Consider the following 24,606-nt stretch of genomic DNA (forward strand, 5'->3'; position numbering starts at 1 on the left):
CACTGTATTATGACAACCAACAATCAGGATCAAACTGTAACCGATGAACTTGTAGTAAAATCTCTCGAGAAAAATCTGGCTATTATCCGGTTTGATATGAATCGTCAGGTCGCTTATGTGAATAATATCTTTGCAAGTACTATGGGTTATACACCAGCCGCCATGCTTGGCATGAGTCACAAACAGTTTTGTTTCCCCGAATTTGTGAATAGTCCGGAATATGAGTTGATGTGGAAAAATCTCTTTTCCGGCAAAAGCTTTCAGGATAAGATCAAACGTATGGATGCGCACGATGACGCGATCTGGCTTGAAGCCACCTACATGCCTGTTTTTAACGAAGCAGGTAACAAAGTCATCGGAATTACCAAAATTGCAGCGAATATTACTACACGTCAAATCAATATTACAAACGTCGTACAGGATATGCAAAACATGGCCGATGAACTAAGTCAACGCGCAGATACCGGTATCCAGCGCAATCAGGATCTGCTGACCAGTATTAACAAAATCGCTAATGCTTCACTGGAGAATACGTCTACTCTTCAAAATCTGCAGCAGCAGGCACAATCTATTCAGGGAGTGGTGCAAACGATTCGTGATATCTCTTCGCAGACACATCTGCTCGCACTTAATGCCGCTATCGAAGCTGCCCATGCCGGCGAATTCGGCCGCGGATTCGATGTAGTAGCCAAGGAAGTACGCAAGTTATCCGGTATGGTCGAGAAATCTATTATTGAAGTCAAAAACAGTGTAGATTCGATCACCCAGGAGATCAATAAAATCTCGGACGGAACTACGGGTGTACAAAGCGATGTGGAAGATAGCCAGCAGCAGATTCAGGTAGCCATAGAGGAATTCTCTACGATTGCCTCATCAGCCCAGCAGCTGGATAACCAGGCACGTAAAGTATCCGATATTATCTAGTCTATACTAATTCATCATTATAGGATGTTGATCCAATCAGCAGACTGTTATCGCAAGATATTGTGATGACAGTCTTTTTTGATGAAATTAATCTTCTATTTCAGCCATGAAAAGATAGAACATCTCGCTTGAATTGTATAAAATAGGAAATAGAAGCAGTCGTTCGATCTGCTACTGCTGTTTATTGAAAACGTTATCATAAAATAAGTATCAGGCACTGCCAAATTCCTGCAAAGGTGGTCATTCGATGGAATCCTCTTTTCTCAAAAGCTATAGACCGCATCTGCACTTCGCACCGCAGCAGAACTGGATTAATGATCCGAATGGACTCGTTTATTTTGAAGGTGAATATCATCTGTTCTATCAACATCATCCGCATTCTACAGTATGGGGACCGATGCACTGGGGTCATGCTGTCAGTACCGATCTGATTCACTGGGAAGAGTTGGATATTGCTCTCTACCCGGATGAACAGGGGACGATCTTCTCCGGCAGTGCCGTGATTGATTGGAATAATACGTCCGGTCTATTCCCGGATGAGCCAGGTATGGTCGCTATCTATACGACTCATCTGGATACAGCAGATTCGCCGGATATCGATGCACCCTATGTACAGTCACAGTGCATTGCCTACAGCCATGATCGGGGCAGAACATGGACCAAGTATGAGCATAACCCGGTATTATCCAGCACCGACAAGCCTGATTTTCGTGATCCCAAGGTATTCTGGTATCGTCCCAAAGGTTACTGGGTCATGGCGCTGGCGACCGGACAGAGTATTTCGTTCTATACCTCCTCCAATCTGCTGGACTGGAAGCTGGTCAGCGAATTCGGAGCGGGCATCGGCTGTCATGAAGGCGTATGGGAATGTCCGGATCTGTTCCGACTCCCGGTAGAAGGAACCGAAGCGAGTAAATGGGTACTGCTAGTCAGTATCGGCGACAGTCCGGAGCTGTATCACGGTTCGCGTACGCAGTATTTTACCGGATCCTTTGACGGACGACAGTTTATGCCGGATCACTCCAAAATCCAGTGGCTCGATTACGGACGGGATAATTATGCGGGGGTTAGCTTCTCGGACATTCCCCAGTCGGATGGCCGCCGGATCTATATGGCCTGGATGAATAACTGGCGGTATGCCCATCAGCTGCCAACCGGCAATTGGCGCGGTTCGATGACACTGCCACGCGTTCTCTCCCTTCGATCGATCAAGGACAAAATGGTACTCTGCCAGCGTCCGGTCGCAGAGCTGGATCGCAGTTTCACTTCCAAGACCAAACTAAGAAGTCTCTCCATAACCGATGGTCAGACCTATGAAGTCGATCTACCGGCGAGTATTGCTGATATTAATCTGCATCTGCAGCATGACGGCATTGAAGAATTCGGCGTTGTTATTCATCACACAGCCGACCAGCAGACCAGCGTATCCTACAACTCAAGCAGTGAATTGCTGAGTGTGAAGCGGGAATCGAGCGAAGATAGCGAATATGCGCCAATGTTCAATCGTCCGCAGCAGATTCATATTCCATCCAGCAGTCACTTTGGTCTGCGGATTGTACTGGATGCTTCATCAGTGGAAGTATTCGTCAATGACGGGCTGTATTCGATCACCAGCCTTATTTTCCCGGATAAGACATGCGAGCGAATCTCCATCTATACGCGTGGTGGGGATATAAAGTTGTATGACAGCTATATTGCTGCTGCTCCATAACCAACATTTGAAGATCGATGATTATTCTAACCATTTATGCCCATTTTATTCTAATATCAAAAAGGCAGCAGGATCATTGGATCTCTGCTGCCTTGCTTATTTTACATGCCATTCCATTCCCGGTAAAACCGGTCTACATAGTCCTGCATATACTGATGGCGTTCCTCGGCAATCTCACGAGCGGCTGGAGTGTTGATCCGGTCTTTGAGCTTCAGGAGTTTCTCATGGAAATGATTAATTGCAGTGCTCTGTCCATTGCGGTATTCTTCGGCTGTCATCTGTTCTCTCACCGGTACTTCAGGATCATACATCAGATCACCCACATGGCCGGCATACACAAAGCAGCGCGCAATTGCAATTGCTCCGATGGCATCGAGCCGATCGGCATCTTGTACGACTTTTCCCTCGATCGTACGCATCGGTGGATTATTCCCGCCATTGTAAGACATATTGGCGATAATCTCCAAAATATGTTCGCGCTCCTGCGGGTCCAGCGGCTGCTGATCCAACCAGCCATTTAGACGCTGCATTCCTGCTTCCTTGGATGGATTCAGCTTCTCGTCTGCGATATCGTGCAGCAGTGCAGCCATCGTGCAGATAAACAAGTCAGCCTGTTCGGCAGCAGCCAGGCGCCGGGCCATCTGCACCACACGGTGAATATGCCACCAGTCATGTCCACTTGTCTCACCACTTAGCTCGGTTCGGACAAATGCTTCGGTCTCCTCCAGCATCTGCTGTCTGCTGGCAGACCTTTGCGGAAGATCGCCTGGTTGGGATTCGGAATGGTTTGTTGATAACGGATTTGCTTTTGAATATTGCAGCTGATCTAACTGCTGATTATTGGATGTTGTCATGGGAATATTCCTTTCCTTTTACCAGAATAGCCTGATATTTTGGGGATTACTTTCTTTATGGAGAATACCTCTATTCATTAGTCACATATCGTTACTTACATAGAGATAAGCCATTCTTGATTTGAAAAGTACAGCCTGTTCGAACACCATACCATTATACAGAGCAATGTGAGATACAGCAGCTTTTATATAGCTGCCTTTTTCATTCTTAAATATCAGGTGTATGTTCTGTTTCTAACTCCTTCTCGTGCCGGGCTCCAGATCCAGCTGTCTTATGCATATAAAGCTGCATTTCTGCGCTAATGAGATAGATGACACCTGCAGCTGCTGCAGCAATACTCAGATACAGTGGAGCTGATCCTACAATATCCAGCGCATCTCCAAAAGAACCCGCCCAAATATTCATTCCCTGTGCAATAATAGCCGCGCCTATGTATCTACCTGTATATAATACGGCACCAATTCCTAATAATCCGATTCCTGCTCCGCGTCGATTCATTGTCACCCTCCATCTCATTCATTGGACAAATTTATAATATAGGATAATCTCGTACATGAACTGTTCTCTATTTATAACAAAACGACTGTCCTCCTTAGTATAGCAGAGGCAGTCGTTTTAGTTGTTTCCCTATTATAAAGCTCGATCACACGAAATGAGCATGATCATGCCGCATTGTCTATAGAACCTCGTAAATATCCAGCAATACCGCGTCCGGCAGACGAGTAGCCGCTCCGATGAATATCCGTTCCTGCAGCCAGCTATACCGTAGACTACTCGTCTCAAATACCGGTACTGTGCGGAAATAGACATGCTCCGGCGCAATAATCTCTCCGGCTGCTGCCTGCTCGCGGTAAGGCTCACTGACCTGACGAATTCCGTTATTTTCGATATAAATTAATTCATTGTCCTGCGTGCGAATAACGTATCTCGCTGATAAATCCGTTTTGCCGTCCGGACGAATAATCTGCGAATCAACGCCGCCCGGCAGCAGATTACCTTCAATCTTGCCGGTTACCCGACCGGATAGAATCGGAATCAGGCGACGGCGTCCCAGAGGAGTAACACCTACATCAATCGGTGTATCTACCTGAATCGTCAAGGAAGCTATTAATTGAAGTGTTGGTTGCTGCATAGTATCTCTCCTTATAATGTAAATAAATACATGTTATTATTTACATATTATTATAAAGAAGAAAGAAACATATTGTCAAAATAGCTGGCTGGCGGGATAAATGCTTCCTTATTTCATATTCGAAGGTATCGCTGCTTCGCAGGCATTATTCACTTCCCAGCAGATCAGTGTCGCACTATCATACGCCTGATGGGTATGCAGCTGGTTCAGAATATGATGCAGATTATGGCTCATGCTGTTATTGTTATAGAGCGCTTGATACAGATTAGATGGCGTATTATAAAAGGCCTCCGCTCCATCCAGCACGCCATCTGTCAGCATCACAATCACATTACGCCCACTGCGCAGCTCCCGGCGCCCGGAGCTATAACAAGGCACTGGCAGATCAAATGTATTCACCCTACCGATCCATTCGTAAAATTGCCTCTGATTCAGTAGATACTGATCCCATTTGGCCAGTTCGGGATGCAGCAGATAGGCCGCACAATCTCCAACCGAGAACCACCACAGATACTGCTCACGCTGATACAGAATTAGACAGGCTGTCTCTCCCTGCACGGTCTGACAAGCTTCGCGGAATTCTCTGCTGCTGAATAGTGCACTGAAATAATAATCCAGACGCTCAAACGTATCGCTGCTGTTCAGTACCCGGTTCAGTTCTTCCTGCTGACTCAGCAAGTAATCAATCACCAGTGTCGCACTTTCTGCTGTCTGATGAGCATCCATCAGTACCGCCAGCTTCCACTGTCCTGTCTCACTCTGAAGCACCATCAATCCATCTTCGTTCTTATTCGCTCCACTAAGTGTATGTCCGCCATATCGTCCGATATGTATGCCTTTTTGCTCGGAGACTGAGATCTCATCCAAAAACATATATCTGCTGCCTACCCAACTGTAGCTCATGCCTGCAGCCTCCTTTTATAGTGTATATTTTTACCGTCTTGATTCGGCTTGATTCATCTTCATACGTATGAAAGATTCTTTTACAATTAATCATATTCGATACACATCCCCCATCTGAACATGCCCCATCGCTGCACATTGGTATAAAAGAAAATAGACCGCGCTATGTACGGCGGCCTGTTCAGACAGCTGTTGGTCAGCATGATGGGAGACGGAACTTCTTGCTCCTATGACAAAAGCGGCTGCTCCTGACAGGTGAATGCTTCGATCTGATACGGTATCTGTTATGCGGATAAATTACATCACTGCACTCTCGGACGTCAGTGCCGCTACAAAAAACAACGGCTTCTGCTGCTCATTCTGCTGATAAGCTACCATCAATAGGCTTCTTCCCTGGGCACCACTAATCGGCACACCAGCCAACAGCTGATCGAGGCGGAAAGGCAGTTCTTCCATTACCATGTGCTTATGCATATCTTTGTCATCCAGGCCCAGCTGTGCAAATTCTGCCGAAATAGCCTCCGGCTTCCGGATAACGCGCTGGATATGCTGGTTCAGACGAGACTTATCTACCGTTGGCTCCCACCAGATTTTACGAGGCTTGTATTTGTGATTGAGGAAATAATCCAGCTTCATCAATCCCAGAATAACATCCATTCGTCCGGTGTCCCGATCTTCCAGGAAAGATTGCAGCCGGACAAACAAATCTTCCAGCTGGTGGCCGATCTTTTGCCAGCCCTGTGCTTCCCAGTAGTTACCGAACTCCTGGAAGAAGTCGAACGGCGAGTTGAATTCGTCTTTCATCAGATAATGCAGGGTATAATCCATACGATGGGCGTTCCAGTACTTTTCCAGTACATCTTCCAGCCGCTTGAGACGTACAATATCGTCAAACGACAGCATATGACTGCTCAGAATCTCATAGGGTGCCTGATCCATATACGTATACTCGTATTTGTCCGCGTCGATCCGCAGCCCTGTGCCGCGCAGCATTTTGAGGAAACCCAGCTGCAGCTCTTCCGGTCCAAGCGCGAATACATCGTTGAATGTTCTGCGAAACGTATTATAGTCCTCCATCGGCAGACCGGCGATTAGATCGAGATGCTGATCGATTTTGCCGGATTCTCTGATCTTGGTTACAGTACGGCTCAATTTCGTGAAATTCTGCCGGCGCTTGACCAGTTCATTAGTCGGATCGTTGGTCGATTGTACACCGATCTCAAAACGGAATACTCCCGGTGGAGCATGCTCAGCCAGATAATCCAGCACTTCCGGCCGCATAATATCCGCTGTAATCTCAAACTGGAATGTACATCCATTATGATTCTCGATTAGAAACCGGAACATCTCCAGTGCATAATCCCGCTTGATATTAAACGTACGATCCACAAATTTGATCAGCTTGGCTCCGTTCTCGATCAGATACAAAATATCGCTTTTGGTTCGTTCAATATCGAAATACCGCACGCCTACTTCTATACTCGACAAGCAGAACTGGCAGCTGAACGGACAGCCGCGGCTGGTCTCAAAATAAACGACCCGCTTGCCCAGACTCGGAATATCCTCAGCAAAACGATGTGGACTTGGCAGCTCATTCAGATCCTGTTTGGGACGACCGGGCATCACGATTACTTCTTCTCCCTTGCGATAGGCAACTCCGTAGATGAAATGATATTTACCAGCCCCTTCAATCTCCTGCAGCAGCTGATGGAACGTCTCTTCCCCTTCGCCAATCACAATAAAATCCACATTGGACAGCCGGTTCATCCAGTGCTCGGTATCATAGGATACTTCCGGTCCGCCAAGAATGATTTTTACTTGCGGCAGCACTTTCCGCAGTACATCGATCACTTTGATCGTCTCTTCAATATTCCAGATATAACAGGAGAATCCGATCACATCCGGGCGACGCTGATACAGATCGGAGACGATATTCATCACGGGATCTTTGATCGTATACTCGGCAAGCTCGATATCAAATTCCTTTTCGCTATAAGCTTTGAGACAGCGTATCGCCAGAGAGGTATGAATGTACTTGGCATTCAGGGTGGACAGTACGACTTTCATAAAATCGCTCCCTTCGGGATGTTCATACTGAAGTGGCTCGGGTGTCAAGCATTGGTAGGTGGGTCAGACACTAGGCTTCATGTATTCAAGTGCTGCTGGGTGTGTTGAATGGGCTACCGCTGCGAAAAGAGATTCTGCAACTTCCTCCGGTTAAGAATGAAAATCCTGAATGACTGCCTGCAGCAGTCGACTTCCATTTTTAAATGTCGGACGTTGGCAGAATTCTCTTTTCTCCGCTCCGTGGAGATGCATGGTGCTGAAGCAACTCACGAAATGAATACAGGGTAGGTATATTGAGATAGCTGCGTGCTGGATACGTTGTGCTCGCGGTCTTGGTAAACATTTATAAGTACAACCTGTAAATAGCAACCCCTATATATTCAAAGAAATGTCTATCGCAAAAAGATGTCATGCTAACAGTCGTTAAAGCTGGGCACTAAAAACGATGCAATAATTGCAATACAATAACAGTGGCTGTACAACAATACGGCAGTATTCGCTTTGAGATCTGCACATCTTTCTGTCTGTAACGGCTTATGATCGGTGTAGAGTACTCCGGCTGTTGATCATTTCAGTAAAGGTATTGTTGACGTCCCGGATAACCTGATCCACACAGGTATTGATGAAGAAGTGTCCATCGGGATAAGTAAAATAGCGGCAGGAGACAGCAGAATAGCTGCTCCATCCCTGGATATCCTCATTCGTCCTATTGTCCTGCTCTCCGGTCATGACGAAGATCGGCAGCGGTAGCGACGGATATTGACCGTCATATCGATAATCTTCAACCAATCGGAAATCGGCGCGCAGGATTGGGAGGAAGAGCTGCAGCAATTCTTCATGCTCCAACACAGCATCCGGCAGACCGCCGAGTGTACGGACCTTTTCCATGAACTGGTCGTCTGGCAGGGCTCCCCACTGATGATCGCGGCTAATATGCGGCGGTACCCGGCCGGCAAAGAAGCTGCAGATCGGATAGCGTCCCGTCTCACGATGCACTTTATGTATCATTTCAAAAGCCAGCATACTGCCCATACTATGACCGATAAAAGCAAATTCACGGTCATCCTGGAGATGAGCCTGCATATCCTGCCATGCGCTCTCAATCACCTGCTCCATCCGTTCCAGCAGAGGCTCGCTCATCCGGCTTCCATGTCCGGGAAGTTCAACGGGTATCAGCTCGATATCGGGATGCAGCTGTTTTTTCCAGCTGTTAAATATATTGCTGCTGCCACCTGCATAGGCAAAAGCAAACAAACGGATTTTGCGAGAATTCAGACTATTGTGTAGCATAGAATATCCTTCCTCTCTCCAGTGAAATGGTGTGCCGGCATCAATGCCGGAGATTGATGGTGCATAGATCGTATCTATATGGAAATAGGGTTACTGATTAAGTGTATATCTGACAGAAGTAGCTATAGACAGCCCAGTACCCAGCCCTCACGACGGATCATTCGGTGTTCATCAGCGCTCAGTGTAGGTAGAGCCAGGTAGGCAAGCAGTGTATCGGCCTGATCGCGTTCCTGCATCCAGCGAGCAATATAACAGGCATCCCGCTCATGCTCACTCATCGTATCGCTCCAATCCTCCTGCTGCATTCGTCTTCGGTATAATGACGGATAACCTTCGACAATCACATGATGATCATCAGGAATATTCACCCCATCGTACGGCCAGAAATGTACCTTCATTCCATAGTGCTGCTGGTATCTGCGCAGCCTGCCAATCCAGGGGAGTCCGGTATGGGTAGAGTAAGAGACAGCACCCTGCATGCCGGAGACCCGGTCCAGATCCATCACACTTTTGGTACTGGGAACGAATTCCCGTTCAACCAGTCTTTTTTCTGTCGAGTTAAGGTAATCGACCTGCTGCTTGCTGTCCTTCATCGTGAGGCGGGTTGTTTTCCAGGTGCGACGGCTCCAACTCAGAAAAGAATCCCAATCGGTCAATTGCAGCCGATCCAGTGCAGTGAGTGGATAAGATAGTCCGTAATCCAGTCCGACAATCATCCGTTCACTGCTGGTCAGCAGCTGATCACGCAGCCATATATAGATATTCCGCCTGGACCACAGATGGGATTTGCTATCAGGAATAGACAGATTCCGGTCAGACTTATACTGTGGACAAATCAGCAAATGACAACTTCCGTCCCCACTCGCTCCTGCTACCGCCAGTCCACGAATACGCGAATCAGGACGCTCTGCTCCTGAATAATCAATACCGATATATTTCTGAAATAAAGGCATATCTACCTTCCTTCACTTCTTTTATTATTTTGTATCCTACCACATAATTGGTAAATTGCATCTTGGTATGGGCTAAACTTCCAGCTCTGTCCAGTATACACTGCGTTCGTTATCGTGGCGACGTTCTCTCCGATATTCTTCAAGATCCTTTCTAATCCCTAAATATTTTTGTTGACCTGCTGATAAAAATATTATAAATTACTTTTAGTTAGTTATTTATCATTAATTTAAAAGGGGGTTTTTGTTATGAAGATTTCAGTTGTTACCACTATTATGAGAGTAGTACTGGGTATTCTATTTTTGGCCCATGGTATCAGTAAATTTCAAATGGGACTGGACGGTGTAGCTGGATATTTCCAGAGTATCGGCATTCCCGGATTTATGGCTTATCTTGTTGCACCGATCGAATTGGTAGGCGGGATTCTGTTAATCGTAGGCTTGTTGACCCGTTATGTATCTATTGTACTGATCGTGATTTTACTTGGTGCTATTTTTACAGCCAAGCTGTCTCTCGGACTGCTCGGTAATGGTCAGATGGCCGGATATGAGCTGGATCTGGCTTATATTGTCATTGCTCTTTATCTGGCCGTAGCCGATCGGACCCTTTGGTCACTGGATCATCTGCTATTTGGTCGCAGATCGAGCCGCCGCTAATACTAGAATATATAGAGCATGTCATATATCTCATAAACCGTAATTCATTATAAAATCAAAAAGCGCGATACCTGTCAGGGTACCGCGCTTTTTGATGCTTATTCGATGATATCCGATAGAACAATGGCAGCATGCTGCATATATCGTTTACAGTTCATCTCCATATATACTTTCTTCTTCCATCGTTTTTTTCTGGAAAAATGCCAGGAAAGGCTCGCCGTATTTCCGGTATTTCACTTCGCCGACCCCTTTGATCGTCAACATCTCGCCTTCACTTTGCGGCTCTACTACACTCATCTCGCGCAGTGTCGCATCATTGAAAATAATGTATGAAGGCACCCCTTCGAGTGAAGCCAGTTCACGACGGATCAGACGCAGCTGTTCGAAGATCGTCTCATTCACCGCAGACAGTTCTTCGCCGCGGCTGCCGGAACGACTGCGCGAAGAGGATACGCGTCCTGCTGCCGCAGCAGCTGGCAGTGGTGCTCTCTGCATGACTTTATGCTGGCCTTTTAGTACTTCGCCTGCCAGCGGCTGCAGCTTCACGACCGGATACTGTCCCTCGGTGAGCAGCAGATAGCCTTCCGCAGCCAGCACGTTGATCCGCTCGGAGATTTCCTTTTCCGTCAGATGCGACAGCAGACCGTGGGTAGGCAGTTCATCGAATTTGTATTGTACGATCTTTTTGTTGCGTGAGCCTTTGAGAACCTGGGCAACGACCGATACGCCAAACCGTTCACGCAGGCGGTAGATACAGGAAAAGATTTTTTGCGCTTCAATGGTTGTATCCACCAGCTCCCGATTATCCCGGCAGGAACTGCATTGTCCGCAGGGCTCTCCGGAATGCTCTTCACCAAAATAATCCAGCATCGCATTGCGCAGACATTTGGTTGTATAGCAGTAGTCAATCATCTGCTGCATTTTGCGGTAATCGTTATGCTTGCGGTCGCCTTCATTCATATTCTGTTCCAGCAGGAACTTCTGGGTCATGATATCCTGCGGACTGAACAGCAGAATACATTCACTCGGATCACCGTCACGACCGGCGCGACCAGCCTCCTGAATGTAGGCTTCCATATTTTTGGGCATATTATAATGAATAACATAGCGTACGTTGGATTTATCGATCCCCATACCAAACGCATTGGTCGCTACAATAACACGTACATCGTCATACAGGAAAGCTTCCTGGCTCTGATCGCGCTCATCATCACTCATCCCTGCATGATAACGACCAGCACTCACGCCGCTGCTGAGCAGACGGCTATATAGATCATCCACATCCTTGCGTGTAGCGGCATATACAATACCCGATTCATTCTCGTGGGAACGGGCATAATCGATCACAAACTCCTTGCGCTGGGTACCACGAAGTACCGACATAGATAGATTGTCACGACCCAGTCCGGTAATAAATACTTCCGGCTGATCCAGGCGCAGCAACCGCAAAATATCGCTGCGGACTTCCGGTGTCGCCGTAGCAGTAAAAGCAGCGACCATTGGACGCTCTGGCATCTGCTCTACAAATGGTGCAATCTCCAGATAGCTTGTCCGGAAATCGTGTCCCCACTGGGAGACACAGTGTGCTTCATCAACCGCAATACAGGTAATCTGCATTCCATTCATCTCGTCGCGGAACCAGTCCAGCTCCAAACGCTCGGGGGCTACATACAGCAGCTTCAGATCACCGCGCCGGGCGGCACGAATGCGATCATTCACTTCTTTGCCGGACAGGGTACTGTTGATATATGCAGCAGGTACTCCCGCCGCCGTCAATGCATCTACCTGATCCTTCATCAGGGAAATCAGCGGTGAAATGACCAGAGTCACACCTTCATGAACAAGTGCCGGAATCTGATAACAGATCGACTTACCGCCACCAGTCGGCATAATGCCCAGTGTATCGTGCCTCTCTAACAGACTCGATACAATCTTGCGCTGCCCTTCCCGAAAATCCTCATATCCAAAATACTTCTGCAACAGCTCCTGTGCCTGCTGCATGGCAGGCGCCTGCACGCTCATGTACAAAACTCCTATCTAAATAAAATGTAACTTTATATCATATAGTATTGGCTTATCGTATGGTTTGCCCATTAGCAATTGACAGCAGACAGAATTTCTCAAGATTATACTCTATCTTTATTTTATCAGAGTACGTCTGTGAATGTATGCTGTATGTGGCAGACGGCAAAAAGCAGACCCGTAAGGATACGTAGCCTGCCTGGTCTGCTTCCTGTATTTCATTATAGCTTATTTAGGATTCTTTTCCCATGATATACACGATTTTTTCAACAACTTATAACAGCAGAAAGTTGACTAATGGGACGATCTGCCGATTTTACTCTGAATATAATACACCACATAACACAGCACCATAAAGGCAATGCCGCAGTAAAAGGCCAGACTTTGATTCGGATCAAAAGCAATACCGATACAAGAAGCCAGACAAAGTACAAAAGCGGCAATTGGCACTAGCGGATACAGCGGTGTCCGGTATTTGAGATCACGGATATCATTGCCTTCGCGAATATACTGCCTGCGGAACATAAACTGTGATGCCGTGATTCCCATCCAGACTACGACAACGGCAAACCCCGATACCGAGACGAGGAAAATATATACGGTATCCGGCGCCAGCACACTCGACAGAAGCGCCAATCCGCCGCCAAGCATACTGACGATCATTGCATTCAGCGGAATACCGGCACGGGTCAATCTGGCAAACAGCGGCGGCAGCAGACGCTCGGAAGAGAGCGACCAGAGCATCCGCGAACACGCATATAGCCCCGAATTGGCAGCAGACAATAGCGCCGTAATAATCACAAAGTTCATCAAATCTGCGGCATAAGGGATCCCGATCCGGTCAAATACAACGACAAACGGGCTCTCGATCACACCTGCCTGCCGCCATGGAATCAGCGCCGACAGCACAAAAATCGTTCCGACAAAAAAGATAATCAGGCGACCGACGGTTGCCTTGATTGCACGCGGGATCGTCTTCTCCGGCTCGACACTCTCTCCGGCAGCAATACCGATCAGTTCTGTACCGGAAAAAGCAAAGTTCACAGAAAGCATTGCCATAAAGATCGGGAAAACACCATTTGGAAACCATCCACCATCACTCGTAAAATTACTGAGCAGCGGTGCGGATGCTGTATCATTCATTGGCAGTAGTCCAAAGACAGCTGCTCCCCCAAGGATGATAAACAGCAAAATAACCGCAACCTTGATACCGGAAAACCAGAATTCCGCTTCGGCAAAAGAACGTACCGAGAAGGCATTTAACAAAAAGACCAGTATGGCAAAAATCGCGCTCCACATCCAGACCGATGTATCGGGGAACCAGCGCTGCATCAGCAGTCCGGCTGCCGTAAATTCCGATCCCAGGGCAACTGCCCAGGTCAGCCAGTACATCCAGGCGATCATATAGCCGGTTCCCGGGCCGATAAACTTGGCTGCATAAGCGTGAAAAGCTCCCGTTACCGGCATATGCACAGACAGCTCACCCAGACAGAGCATGACGAGGTAGACAATTACCGCTCCTACCAGATAAGCCAGGATCGTACCCAGCGGTCCTGCCTGATTAATGGTATAGCCTGAGCTGAGAAAAAGACCGGTGCCGATCACCCCTCCAAGAGAAAGCATAACCAGATGACGGCTCTTCATTTTACGTTGAAATTGCCCGGATTCGGCTTCCGGGTGGAGCGGTTCCTGTTGTGCTGACATGATATTCCTACCTTTCACTCATCCATCTTTTCCATTTACTGCATCACTTTGTCCGTAATACTTGGCGAACACTGGCAATATCTGCAGGTGTCGTACGACAGCATCCGCCGATCAATCGTGCTCCGCGCGCATACCAATCCTGTGCCTGCTGTCCGTAATCCTGTGTACATGAAGATCCATGCCAGGTTTTCGTTGCCGGATCATACTGTTCGCTGGAGTTTGGATAGACCAGAATCGGCTTGGTCGTCTGCGCATGCATTGTGCTGATCAGAGCAGGAATATACTCCAGAGCCGTACAGTTGATACCTATCGCAGCCACCTGCTCATATGAATCCAGCCATGCTGTACAGTCGGCTGCACGCTCTCCACTGCTGATATGCTCATTGTCTTTGCCACTGAAACTGAACCAGGCCTGAACACCCGGGAACTGCTGCAGCACGGTCACGATAGCTTTTGCCTCTATCAGACAGGGGATCGTCTCGCAGGCCAGTATATCTGCTCCTGCTTCGATCAGCTCACGAATACGCGGTGCATGGAACTCCACCAGCTGTTGTTCATTCAGCTTGTAATCACCGCGATATTCCGAACCATCCGCCAGGTAAGCCCCATAAGGACCGACAGATGCTGCTACAAGCGGACGTGGACGTGACGTAGCCCGAGCAGATTCGTTATCCAATTGATTCGGGAATTTCTGCGCGGCAAAGTTATTATTTTCGGAGTTTGTATAATCCGTCCAGAAAGTATCCCTTGCTTCAATCGCTATCTGTACAGATCGGCGAATCAGTTCCTTGGCCTCCTGCTCACTCCAGCCACGCTGCACAAAGCCTGGTATGGTCGCTTGGTAACTGGCTGTTATCGCACAGTCGGCTCCTGCTTCAAAATACCGATAATGTACCTGCCGAATCGCTTCCGGATCCTCCTTCAGCAGTCGTGCTGACCACAAACTGTCATTAAGGTCTGCTCCGCTGCGTTCCAGTTCGGTAGCCATGGCTCCGTCCAGGATCATAACTCCGTATTGTTCCAATATGGATTGAATTGAATTCATGCTTTACCCCTTTCATGCAATAAAGTTATTACTGTCAAAAAGTCCTTCTTCACAGAGCGATCGGATCTCTGTTCTGTAATCAGCAGAAAATGCTGTCAGCTATCTGCTTATTGTGAACGTATTTTAGATGATTCCAGCTGATTTGTAAACCAAAATATACAAAAGGCAGCCCGCATCATCGCTGGCTGCCTTTTGTATATTTTATAAGAATATGCGTAATAATTGTCTTGCTTATAGCAATCAGAGCAAAGCATCCAGGGAATAGCTGCCTGCACCAGTCAGAGCCACACCGATCAATACTACGATCAGAATCAGGTTAAATTCATATCCGCCTGCCGTGTTCCAGAAGCCGTTTGGTGCGTGTACTTTGACGATCGCCATTATCATAGTCAGTGAAAGCAGTACGGCAGCGATTGGAGTAAATAATCCGGCGGCAAAAGCCAGCCCGCCTAGCAGTTCGACCAATCCGGCTGCTACAGCTGCTGCAACACCAGGCTTGATTCCGAGCGATTCCATCCAACCACCGGTTCCTTTTGGACCGAATCCGCCAAACCAGCCAAATAATTTCTGTGCACCATGTGCTGCAAAGATAACCCCGATCACTACACGTATTAACAATAATCCCATACTCAACATTTTCTTTTCCTCCATTTGTTTAAATTGTTTTTTCAATTGTCTTTAAATTAAGATATTTATTTAAAAAAATTTATTCTTCTGTTGTACTTCCAGTGCTGCTGATGTACTTACGATATACCTGGCTCATTTATTAAAGAAATCAATCTACAGGAAATGGTGAACCGTCATTATTACTGACTCCTTCATAATCTTTATTTAATAAATCTTAACTTTAAGATATATATAATATAACTCCTCTTCTACTGAATGGCAAGCTTTTTTCAAAATTAATTTTTACAATCGTTCTATTAGCTGTTCTTCTATAACGGTTAACACGAAAAACAACCAGAGAAATCACACCGCTTTGGCATACCTTTAGTCTGCTGGTGTGACTCTACTGGCTGTTTTGGATGTTTATAATTTCTGTACTTGTAAGATAGGAAATGGTTCAATCATTTTGCTGATCGGGTTTTGATCAAAATCTTCTACTGTATATGCCTGTATGTTGTATCCGTTTGCAGCTGCTCTTAATCGATTCTTTATTAAACCGTGCTACTTTGCGCAGGGATTACGTATTAATTCCCCATCAACCTCACTTCATGCAGGGTTGGTGTATACCAGTTGTTCGGATTATTATGCAGTACGGCATTCACCATATTGATGCGTACATAACGAGCTGTGAACGATACTGCATCCGATGTAAAGCCATAAGTCGTGTTGCTGGTACGATCAATAGTCGTATAATTAACACCATCATTGCTGTATTCGATTTTGTATTTGTAGTAAGCTTCCGACCCTTTATACATAAACCAGGAGATATTGACCTCGCTGATTTTTTTGGATGCGCCCAGATCTACCTGCCACCAGGCAGACCATGATGCTGAACTGGCTGCCCAGGAAGATTGGGCATTCCCATCATTGGCATTGGAGGCAGGAGACGATCCTGCTGCCGAGACAGCGGTTGCCGGTTTGCCCAGCGCATGATTGGTCAATGCCGGTAGCGTCACCTGACCCGTTGCTGAATCTATATTCCAGCTGCTGTACCAATTCAGTGAAGCGGTTCGGGCACTGTCATTGAGCGTCAGAGGCAGCCAAATAAACTTGTGATCACTCAGATTCAGCGGATTCCACCGGTCTCCCATATAGATATAGCTGGTGCCTGTGCTGCCGGAGATCGTCGCGATAGAGTGAATCTGTGTCGCATAGGCAGACGGATCACCGAATGGCGACAGTGCTGACCAGCTGCCTGTCATTGACGAAGCGGTCGCATAACTGCCCTGATTCGGATACCAGCCAGATGCCTGGGAAGTGAACAGATAGTAGGTGCTACCTTTTTTTACTACAGCAGGAGCTTCCCGGTATGCTCCTTCAAATACCCAGCCTACAAAGGAACTTACGGCGGTGTACTCACTGTTCAGCTTGAATATCGCCATCGAGTTGTTGGCACCCCCATTGTTCTGACGGGAAGCCGTAATCAGATACGCCTGATTGTCCGTGTCGACGAATACTGTCATATCCCGGGATTCATAATCCAGCGGACGAAAACTGCCCATATAAGTAAAGTCTCCATCCGGTGTATCGCTGGTCGCTACGGCAACACGTGCAAGCGAATAATCGCTTCCATTCTCATAATGCGCCCACATTACGTATTTGCCGGTGGCTTTGTTGTAAATAACCTTGGGACGCTCGATTTTGCTGGAAGCCAGCTCGGCAGCAGAACTTTTCGTCAGAATACTGTGACCGAACGTCCAGTTTTTGAGATCAGTCGACGTATACACATTTACTTTGTCGAACTTGCCGCTGACTGCATGCTCTCCGTACCAGTAATATGTAGAACCGACTTTGAGAATATTGCCGCTGTTGGCTTGGATGGGGTTGCCCGAGGTATCTTTCCAATCGGTTCCATTGGTAATGGTAGAACTGGCCGCCTCGGCATGTGAACTTCCAGTTCCCCAGCCGGTCAATACCAGCAGCAGACCCAGACCCGTCAACAGCAGCTTATACGAGAATCGGGTGATCTTCTCCATACATTCATCCTCCTATGTGTATCGAATAGATAGCATGTAGCAGATTACATGCTTATTCTAAGAATTTTTGTAAACGCTTACAATAATAAAATAAGGAAATGCTGACTAATATAATGGAAGATGAGCGATTATATATGGTCAAATCATGGATATACAACCCAGAATTCTCTGGAGTCACAGCAAATTTGGTTATAGATTAAGGGATGAAACACATGATTTGTTTTCTACCTCATTAGGATTTAATATGAATTTTAGGATACATATGGAAATGATGTTTATCCATCATGGCTTTGGATCGTGCTTTTAAATAAAGGAGGACTATATAATGCATGAAACCAATAGACCGATCGCCCTCGTGACAGGAGCAAGCAGCCCGAGAGATATGGGCACAGCGATCTGCCGTAAACTGGCTACGCAAGGAATGGATATCTTTTTTACCTACTGGCAGGCAGACGAAGGCTGGCCGCCTACATTGGAACAGGAGATCACCGAAATAGGCGTACGCTGCAGCTCCTACTGCATCGATCTATCCGCTACTGATGCAGCAGGCCAAGTCTATGAGGAGATACGGCGCACACTGGGAATTCCTACTGTTCTGATCAATAATGCAGCGTATTCAACCAATGATAATTACATGACCCTGAACGCGCAGACACTGGATGATCATTATGCCGTGAATATGCGCTCCACATTCCTGCTCTGTACAGAGTTTGCCCGCGGTCTGGAGCAGTCCGATCTAACATGGGGCAGAATTATCAATATGACGTCCGGTCAGGATCTGGCTCCGATGCCTGGGGAGTTGGCCTATGCAGCAACCAAAGGCGCTATTTCGGCTTTTACCCGATCTTTGTCACGTGAGCTTGCGCCACTGCATATTACTGTCAATGCTGTGAACCCGGGTCCCACTGACTCGACATGGATGACTGACGATATCCGAAGCTTTCTGTTGCCGCAATTTCCGATGGGTCGTATCGGCACACCGGACGATGCAGCACAGATTATTGCTTTTCTGGCCAGTGAGGAAGCGCAGTGGATTACCGGACAGATTATACATTCGGAAGGCGGATTTGCCCGTTAATCCACTAACCTGTATCGACTACAAGCTGCTATCTACGAGATAGCAGCTTTTTAAATGCCTTTTCTTTTCAGTGTATATGCTGTTTTTCATCCGCCTATGCTTCTTATCTGATAGCAGTAAGTTCTTCGCGCCACCCGATAGCATGGGCACGTGCCAATTCCACAAAAGCTGTAAAGGATGGCGACTGCCACTTTTTGAGATGGTAGACCATTTGTGTACAGACACGCTGATTCTCGTCATTCCAGGCGAGTGCAGCCAGCTTGCCCTCCTCGAGTTCACTGCGGACAGTCATCAGCGGCAAAAAACTCAATCCCAGACCTGCCATTACACACTGCTTGATCGCTTCAATACTCCAGAATTCCAGACTCGGATCTGTAAATATGCCATGCCGATTCAGATGCTGCTCGAACAGCGCACGATACAGGCAGCCTGTCTCCGTATGCAGAATCGTCTCCTGCCGCAGATCTTCCGGCTGCACGGTCTGCTTCTGAACAAGCGGATGCTCCACAGGCGCGATCAGGGTCATTCGCTCTTCTACCAGCATCTCCATATGCAGATCCTGTTGTTGTTCTTCGGGCAGCAGGGTAAATACAATATCCAATTCCCCCCGGCGCACCATCTCCTTGAGCTCCAGGCAATTACCCGGTCTGAGAATCATGCGTACATTCGGATAACGATTACGGAATTCGCGAATAATGCCTGGTAGTCGTGAAGCAGCTAGCGACTCCGGTGCACCAATATTCAGTGTTCCGCCTGGTTCATCCGAAGAACGGACAATCTCCTTTGCCATATCATGCATCCGTGCAATGTCCTGGGCATAGGGCAGCAGTCTTCGTCCTGCATCCGTCAGCAGGATCTTTTTGTTGATCCGGTCAAATAAAGGCGTATTTAATTCCTGCTCTAAGGTCTGAATCTGTGCAGTAATGCTGGATTGAGCATAATCAAGCTTCTGTGCTGCACGTGTAAAGCTCCCGGTCTCTACCACCGTCAGAAAAGTAAATAAGTGCCTGGACTCCATATTTCCGCTCCTTTTTTATCATCTATCGATTATACCGATGGATATCATTCAAATATTCTGTTTTTTCGATGGAACTATTATCTGCTACTCTGTAGAAAATAACAAGGAAAGCAGGAACTTATATGTCATCTCTACCTAATCATACATTGCCTCATTCATCTTCTGCCCAACATACCGTAGAACCCAAGCATCAGCTTCGTCCTACTATTGGTCTGTCTCAGGCAGTGGCACTTTATATTGGTGCAGTACTCGGTTCCGGTATACTGATTGCTCCGGGGCTGGCTGCCGAGATGGCTGGCCCTGCTTCACTACTCGCCTGGGGATTTATGACACTGCTGATTTTACCTATGGCTTTGTCAATGGGACTTCTATCTGCTCGTTTCCCTAACGCAGGCGGTGTCTCGCATTTTGTCACGCTGGCTTTTGGCCCACGGGCCGGGGCACTGGCAGGGTGGTTTTTCCTGATGTCGGTGCCGATTGGTGCGCCAGTTGCTGCACTGACAGGAGCTGGCTATATGACAGCCGCGATGGGCTGGAGCGATACGGTACGGATTGGACTGGCTGCACTGATCCTTGCTGTCGGACTAGTAACCAACTGGATCGGTATGCAGCTGGCAGGACGTCTTCAGATTGCTGTTGTCCTTTCTATTATAGCTGTACTTGTTTTTGCTATTGCGGCGGCGATGCCGCATATGCAGCCGGTACATTTTACTCCATTCCTGCCGCATGGCTGGCTGCCTGTCGGTCAAGCGGCAGCGATGCTGTTCTGGTGCTTTATCGGCTGGGAAGCTGTGTCCCATATGTCGGAAGAATTCCGTGATCCCCGGCAGGCGGCAGTCCGGGGGATTACAATTGCGGCTATCGTGGTAGGCATTCTGTACTTTCTGACGGCTCTGGCAGCTGTCGGTACACAGAGCTATCTGCATGGAGGATCGGACACATCCCTGGTATGGATGATCAGCCAGACACTCGGTTCATGGGGCGCCGTACTGGCAGGTGTAACCGGGTTATTTATCTGTACAGCTACTATTATCGCGTATGTAGGAGCTGCTTCTCGGGTAGCATATGCCATGTCACGGCAAGGTTATGCTCCGCGGTGGATGAGCAGATTGTCCAGTCGGTATCAGACACCTGCAGGCGGGCTGCTTTTCCTGGCTGTATGCTTTGTTATCATACTGCTGCTGTACAGTACTCATATTCTATCGTTATCCGTGCTGATCCAGCTGCCCAATGCTGCATTCATTCTCACTTATCTGGCAGGCTGTGCAGCAGGTATACGGCTACTACGTGGATATCGCTTGGGCGTAATTATCAGCTGGATATCGTTTATCTCAACAGCTGTGATTTTTCCTTTTTCCGGCTGGGCGATTCTGTATCCTTGCATGATCGCTGCAGCTTTTCTGCTGATTATGCGCAGGCGCTCAATAGCTGTTCCGTCATGCGATTGATTTTCATATACTTTTCACACATCTTTCCCACGGTTCTCACATAATCCACTGGTAAGATGAACTTAAATCAGCAGCCAGCCATTTGAAGTGAGGCAGACGGGCGCGGATACAGTATCGTATCTTCATCCAAGCGCCTGCTCCTTCGCTTCAAATGACCGATTGCTTATATCTTACTAATGAGGTGACTGTAATGAAAAAATGGTCCAAAAACGCAGCAGCATTGTTAACAGCCGTAACTGTCCTGGGAGGAGCAAGCAGCGTATTCGCCGCTACCCCTGTCGCTACTCCAGCAACACCTGCCAAAAAAGTAGAATCCGCAAAACCAGCAGCAGCTGTAAAAGCGCCGGTAACTTCTAAAACTTCCAGTCACAAAGCACCGGTAACCAAGAAAGCACCATCTTCCAAAAAAGCTGCTCATTCCACAGCGAAAAAAGCAACTCATGCTACTAAAACACACAAAACGAAAGCTGGTAAATCGGCAGCTCACAAAGTAAGAGTACACAAAAAAGCAGCCCACAAAGCCAAACATGTTGCCCATAAAGCAAGAACAACTCACAAAATGGCTGCTCATCACGCTAAACAAGCGGCTCACAAAGCACGCACCACTCACAAAACAGCAGCCCATAAAGCTAAACAAGCTACACATCTGACTCACAAAACACAAAAAGCAGCACCAGTAACCCACAAAGCACCTGTTTCCAAAACAACCGGTTCTGCAGCTGCACACAAAACAACTACTCAACCAGCAGCACATAAATAAAAACAATCGCAATCCAATTGCGTCACGCTCACACACTTACTCTCCATGATTCATGATTGATTCTCAATGTTCATAATCGGTTCTCAATGGATGTCTGTATGTTAACTAATAACCCGCTGCAAAAAGACGGAATGCTCTCTTGAAGAGTTTCCGTCTTTTTGGCATCAAATACGGTCTATAATCAGGAAAAATCTGCTAACTTTGAAATGTATTCTGTTCATCTGTTACATTAACATTTACATAGTAGTGGCTCTGCATCATTGGTTTATTTATTTGTAAAGGTGGGCTTGGTATGACCCGTATATTTGTTGTGGATGATGATCCTTACATCCTTCAGCTAATTAGCAGCTATTTAATAAAAGAACAATATGAAGTATCTTCGTTCGCACATGGCCGGGAACTGCTGGAGCATGTACGTGCCCTTCAGCCGGATTGTCTGATTCTGGACATTATGATGCCTGGCATCGATGGACTTACCCTGTTGACCGAACTGCGTACTTTTAGCGAAATTCCTATTATTATGATCTCGGCACGGGGAGAAGAAGTCGATCGGCTGAATGGACTTGAACTGGGCTGTAATGACTTTCTAAGCAAGCCATTCAACCCCCGGGAGCTGGTTGCACGGGTCAAAAGTATGCTACGGCTCATTCAGAGCAGCAAACTGGCTGCTGAAGCAGCCGTTCTCTCTTCTTCGGAACATGTGGACGCTGGCAGTCGTTCAGATCAATTTGCGCCTCAGCAGGCCTCTACTTCTATTCATGCCGGCAATTTGCAGATTTCCGAAGAATTCCGGCAGGTAACGGTACAGGGACATGAATTATCCCTGACAGCACGAGAATTTGAACTGCTGCTGTTTCTTGCCAATCATCTGCAGCGTCCGTTTAGCCGAGAACAGTTAATCCAGCAAGTATGGAACTATGACTTTTTCGGTGAAGTGCGTGTTGTCGATGATCTGGTCAAACGAATCCGCAAAAAGCTGGTACAGCATCATTCTACGCTCACAATCGATACCGTATGGGGATTCGGCTACAAAGCAGCTGTACATGAATCATGAAAACGATCCGCAGCAAAATGCTGCTGGCACTGTGTGCAGGCATGCTGGTGACTGTCGCGATTACCGTGCTGTTATTTATCCGATTGATTGATGATTTGCTGCTGAATCAGGTCAAGCATCAGCTCAATGAACAGACGATCAAAGCCGTTCATTTGCTGAATACCAATGACATCGATAGTCTGGATAGCGACAGCTTCCGCTTTTTTATCAAAGATACACTCTTTTATGCCGATTATTTTGTGCTGGATACGCAGAATAAAGTGGTAGCTTCCAGTAATGCCGAGGAAGTGGGTACTCAAATGAATGGTTTTTCGGCCAATCGGGAAGGCATTATGCAGCTCCATAACACCAAGGTACTGTACAGTGAAGCCCGGCTGATTCATCAGCCTTTTCGGGTGATTCTGTATTCACCTCTTTCTTCCCTGCGAGCGCTGTATATTCCACTCCTGCGTACCACACTGCTGTCGATAGCCGCCAGTTTTATTGTTATTTTGCTGATCGGTTTGTTCGCAGTGTGGCGTATGGTACAACCGCTGAACCGGTTAAAGGAAGCGGTAAGCACCTATGAGCCCCATCGCATGACCAAAGAGCCTTTTTTGCAGGCCGATCATACCGAGATTGGTGAACTGATCAGCACTTTTCAACTGATGGCTGATCGGCTGCAGCTTCATCATCGGCACCAACTGGAATTTCTGCAGAATGTATCCCATGAATTGAAGACTCCGCTGATGTCTATCCAGGGGTATGTGTATGCTATACAGGATCAGGTACTGCCGACAGAGCAAGGACTTCATATTATCTCTACCCAGTCCCAGCGCCTGATCGATATGGTGAGTAAATTGCTGCAGCTGTCCCGACTGGAGAGCGTTGATGAAGAATGGCCGGTTACTCGGGTTGATCTGCGCAGCATGCTTGAAGAAGCGGCATATTTGCTACAGCCAGGCGCCCAGCAACAGCAGATCGAGCTGCAGGTACAGGGAGAATCGTTAACTGTTGATATCGCGGCAGAGCAGTTATTTCAGGTGCTGTTGAATCTGCTGCAAAATGCGGTCCGGCATACTGCCGGGCATGTCATGCTTTCTCTGGAACAACCGGAGCAGCAGCAGATAGACTGGATGATTCATGTAGATGATGACGGGTCAGGGATTGCAGCCGAAGAACAGGAGTATATTTTCCAGCGGTATTATGCCGGGACCAACGGAGTGACCGGTCTGGGGCTGGCGATCAGCAGTCAGATTGCTTCCCGGCTGAATGCTGAATTGGTATACGCTACTTCGCCAATGGGAGGTGCTCGCTTCACCCTGATCCATTATCGGACAGACCCCGCTTCTACGGTATAAAGTTGC

The 24,606-nt window shown here is 47.4% G+C and carries 21 protein-coding genes; 8 read left to right on the forward strand and 13 right to left on the reverse strand.

Translation table 11 applies throughout. The annotated features are described in order from the left end of the window. The first annotated feature begins 9 nt into the window (after positions 1-9). Positions 10-924 carry a methyl-accepting chemotaxis protein gene (locus WH46_RS01765; RefSeq protein ID WP_046225476.1) on the forward strand — a complete coding sequence of 305 codons (915 nt, stop codon included), beginning with the start codon at positions 10-12 and terminating at the stop codon, positions 922-924. 247 nt (positions 925-1,171) lie between these two features. Next, positions 1,172-2,635 carry a glycoside hydrolase family 32 protein gene (locus tag WH46_RS01770; protein ID WP_046225477.1) on the forward strand — a complete coding sequence of 488 codons (1,464 nt, stop codon included), beginning with the start codon at positions 1,172-1,174 and terminating at the stop codon, positions 2,633-2,635. Positions 2,636-2,736: 101 nt separating this feature from the next. On the opposite strand, the gene WH46_RS01775 is transcribed toward WH46_RS01770, so the two are convergent. The 7 genes from WH46_RS01775 to WH46_RS01805 form a co-directional block, all read right to left on the reverse strand. Then, entirely contained in the window at positions 2,737-3,489 is a 753-nt protein-coding gene (locus WH46_RS01775) for an HD domain-containing protein (RefSeq protein WP_082208279.1), read from the reverse strand. 208 nt (positions 3,490-3,697) lie between these two features. Further along, on the reverse strand, positions 3,698-3,988 hold the full coding sequence (locus tag WH46_RS01780; RefSeq protein ID WP_046225478.1) for a hypothetical protein: 291 nt from the start codon (positions 3,986-3,988) through the stop codon (positions 3,698-3,700). A gap of 178 nt (positions 3,989-4,166) precedes the next feature. Next, entirely contained in the window at positions 4,167-4,622 is a 456-nt protein-coding gene (locus tag WH46_RS01785; RefSeq protein ID WP_046225479.1) for a DUF3237 domain-containing protein, read from the reverse strand. Positions 4,623-4,730: 108 nt separating this feature from the next. After that, the gene (locus tag WH46_RS01790; RefSeq protein WP_046225480.1) at positions 4,731-5,525 is read right to left on the reverse strand and encodes a PP2C family serine/threonine-protein phosphatase; all 795 of its coding nucleotides are present in this window, start codon (positions 5,523-5,525) and stop codon (positions 4,731-4,733) included. Positions 5,526-5,822: 297 nt separating this feature from the next. Further along, the gene (locus WH46_RS01795) at positions 5,823-7,592 is read right to left on the reverse strand and encodes a B12-binding domain-containing radical SAM protein (protein WP_046225481.1); all 1,770 of its coding nucleotides are present in this window, start codon (positions 7,590-7,592) and stop codon (positions 5,823-5,825) included. Positions 7,593-8,126: 534 nt separating this feature from the next. Then, on the reverse strand, positions 8,127-8,882 hold the full coding sequence (locus WH46_RS01800; protein ID WP_046225482.1) for a thioesterase II family protein: 756 nt from the start codon (positions 8,880-8,882) through the stop codon (positions 8,127-8,129). Positions 8,883-9,004: 122 nt separating this feature from the next. Next, on the reverse strand, positions 9,005-9,835 hold the full coding sequence (locus tag WH46_RS01805; protein WP_046225483.1) for a hypothetical protein: 831 nt from the start codon (positions 9,833-9,835) through the stop codon (positions 9,005-9,007). A 246-nt stretch (positions 9,836-10,081) separates the two neighbouring features. Between WH46_RS01805 and WH46_RS01810 the strand changes: the two genes are divergently transcribed. Next, a complete protein-coding gene (locus WH46_RS01810) occupies positions 10,082-10,489 on the forward strand; it encodes a DoxX family protein (RefSeq protein WP_046225484.1) in 408 nt (135 codons plus the stop codon). Between the two features lie 147 nt (positions 10,490-10,636). On the opposite strand, the gene recQ is transcribed toward WH46_RS01810, so the two are convergent. The 5 genes from recQ to WH46_RS01835 form a co-directional block, all read right to left on the reverse strand. Beyond that, complete coding sequence (recQ, locus tag WH46_RS01815) at positions 10,637-12,511, reverse strand: DNA helicase RecQ (protein ID WP_046225485.1); 1,875 nt, start codon at positions 12,509-12,511, stop codon at positions 10,637-10,639. A gap of 294 nt (positions 12,512-12,805) precedes the next feature. Continuing rightward, positions 12,806-14,215: an amino acid permease gene (locus tag WH46_RS01820; protein WP_017811426.1), complete on the reverse strand. Its 1,410-nt coding sequence runs from the start codon at positions 14,213-14,215 to the stop codon at positions 12,806-12,808. Between the two features lie 43 nt (positions 14,216-14,258). Beyond that, entirely contained in the window at positions 14,259-15,260 is a 1,002-nt protein-coding gene (mmuM, locus tag WH46_RS01825; protein WP_046225486.1) for a homocysteine S-methyltransferase, read from the reverse strand. 240 nt (positions 15,261-15,500) lie between these two features. Next, positions 15,501-15,896 (reverse strand): DoxX family protein, encoded by a 396-nt coding sequence (locus WH46_RS01830; RefSeq protein ID WP_046225487.1) that lies wholly within the window; start codon positions 15,894-15,896, stop codon positions 15,501-15,503. 554 nt (positions 15,897-16,450) lie between these two features. Continuing rightward, positions 16,451-17,902, reverse strand: a complete 1,452-nt coding sequence (locus tag WH46_RS01835) for a family 43 glycosylhydrolase (protein WP_046225488.1) — start codon at positions 17,900-17,902, stop codon at positions 16,451-16,453. A gap of 325 nt (positions 17,903-18,227) precedes the next feature. Here WH46_RS01835 and WH46_RS01840 point away from each other — a divergent pair, with 325 nt between their 5' ends. Then, complete coding sequence (locus tag WH46_RS01840; RefSeq protein WP_046225489.1) at positions 18,228-18,980, forward strand: SDR family oxidoreductase; 753 nt, start codon at positions 18,228-18,230, stop codon at positions 18,978-18,980. Between the two features lie 103 nt (positions 18,981-19,083). On the opposite strand, the gene WH46_RS01845 is transcribed toward WH46_RS01840, so the two are convergent. Beyond that, positions 19,084-19,998 carry a LysR family transcriptional regulator gene (locus tag WH46_RS01845; RefSeq protein WP_046225490.1) on the reverse strand — a complete coding sequence of 305 codons (915 nt, stop codon included), beginning with the start codon at positions 19,996-19,998 and terminating at the stop codon, positions 19,084-19,086. A gap of 122 nt (positions 19,999-20,120) precedes the next feature. On the opposite strand from WH46_RS01845, the gene WH46_RS01850 reads away from it, so the two are divergent. From WH46_RS01850 to WH46_RS01865, 4 genes are all read left to right on the forward strand, one after another. After that, the gene (locus WH46_RS01850; protein WP_156172211.1) at positions 20,121-21,446 is read left to right on the forward strand and encodes an APC family permease; all 1,326 of its coding nucleotides are present in this window, start codon (positions 20,121-20,123) and stop codon (positions 21,444-21,446) included. A 190-nt stretch (positions 21,447-21,636) separates the two neighbouring features. Next, a complete protein-coding gene (locus WH46_RS01855) occupies positions 21,637-22,206 on the forward strand; it encodes a hypothetical protein (RefSeq protein ID WP_017811433.1) in 570 nt (189 codons plus the stop codon). A gap of 292 nt (positions 22,207-22,498) precedes the next feature. Further along, positions 22,499-23,260 carry a response regulator transcription factor gene (locus WH46_RS01860; RefSeq protein WP_046225491.1) on the forward strand — a complete coding sequence of 254 codons (762 nt, stop codon included), beginning with the start codon at positions 22,499-22,501 and terminating at the stop codon, positions 23,258-23,260. Beyond that, on the forward strand, positions 23,257-24,600 hold the full coding sequence (locus WH46_RS01865) for a sensor histidine kinase (RefSeq protein WP_046225492.1): 1,344 nt from the start codon (positions 23,257-23,259) through the stop codon (positions 24,598-24,600). The genes WH46_RS01860 and WH46_RS01865 overlap by 4 nt, the downstream gene beginning before the upstream one ends. Positions 24,601-24,606 lie beyond the last annotated feature (6 nt).

Origin of the sequence: Paenibacillus dauci (genome assembly GCF_000971985.1) — a bacterium.
Classification (GTDB): Bacteria; Bacillota; Bacilli; order Paenibacillales; family Paenibacillaceae; genus Saccharibacillus; species Saccharibacillus dauci.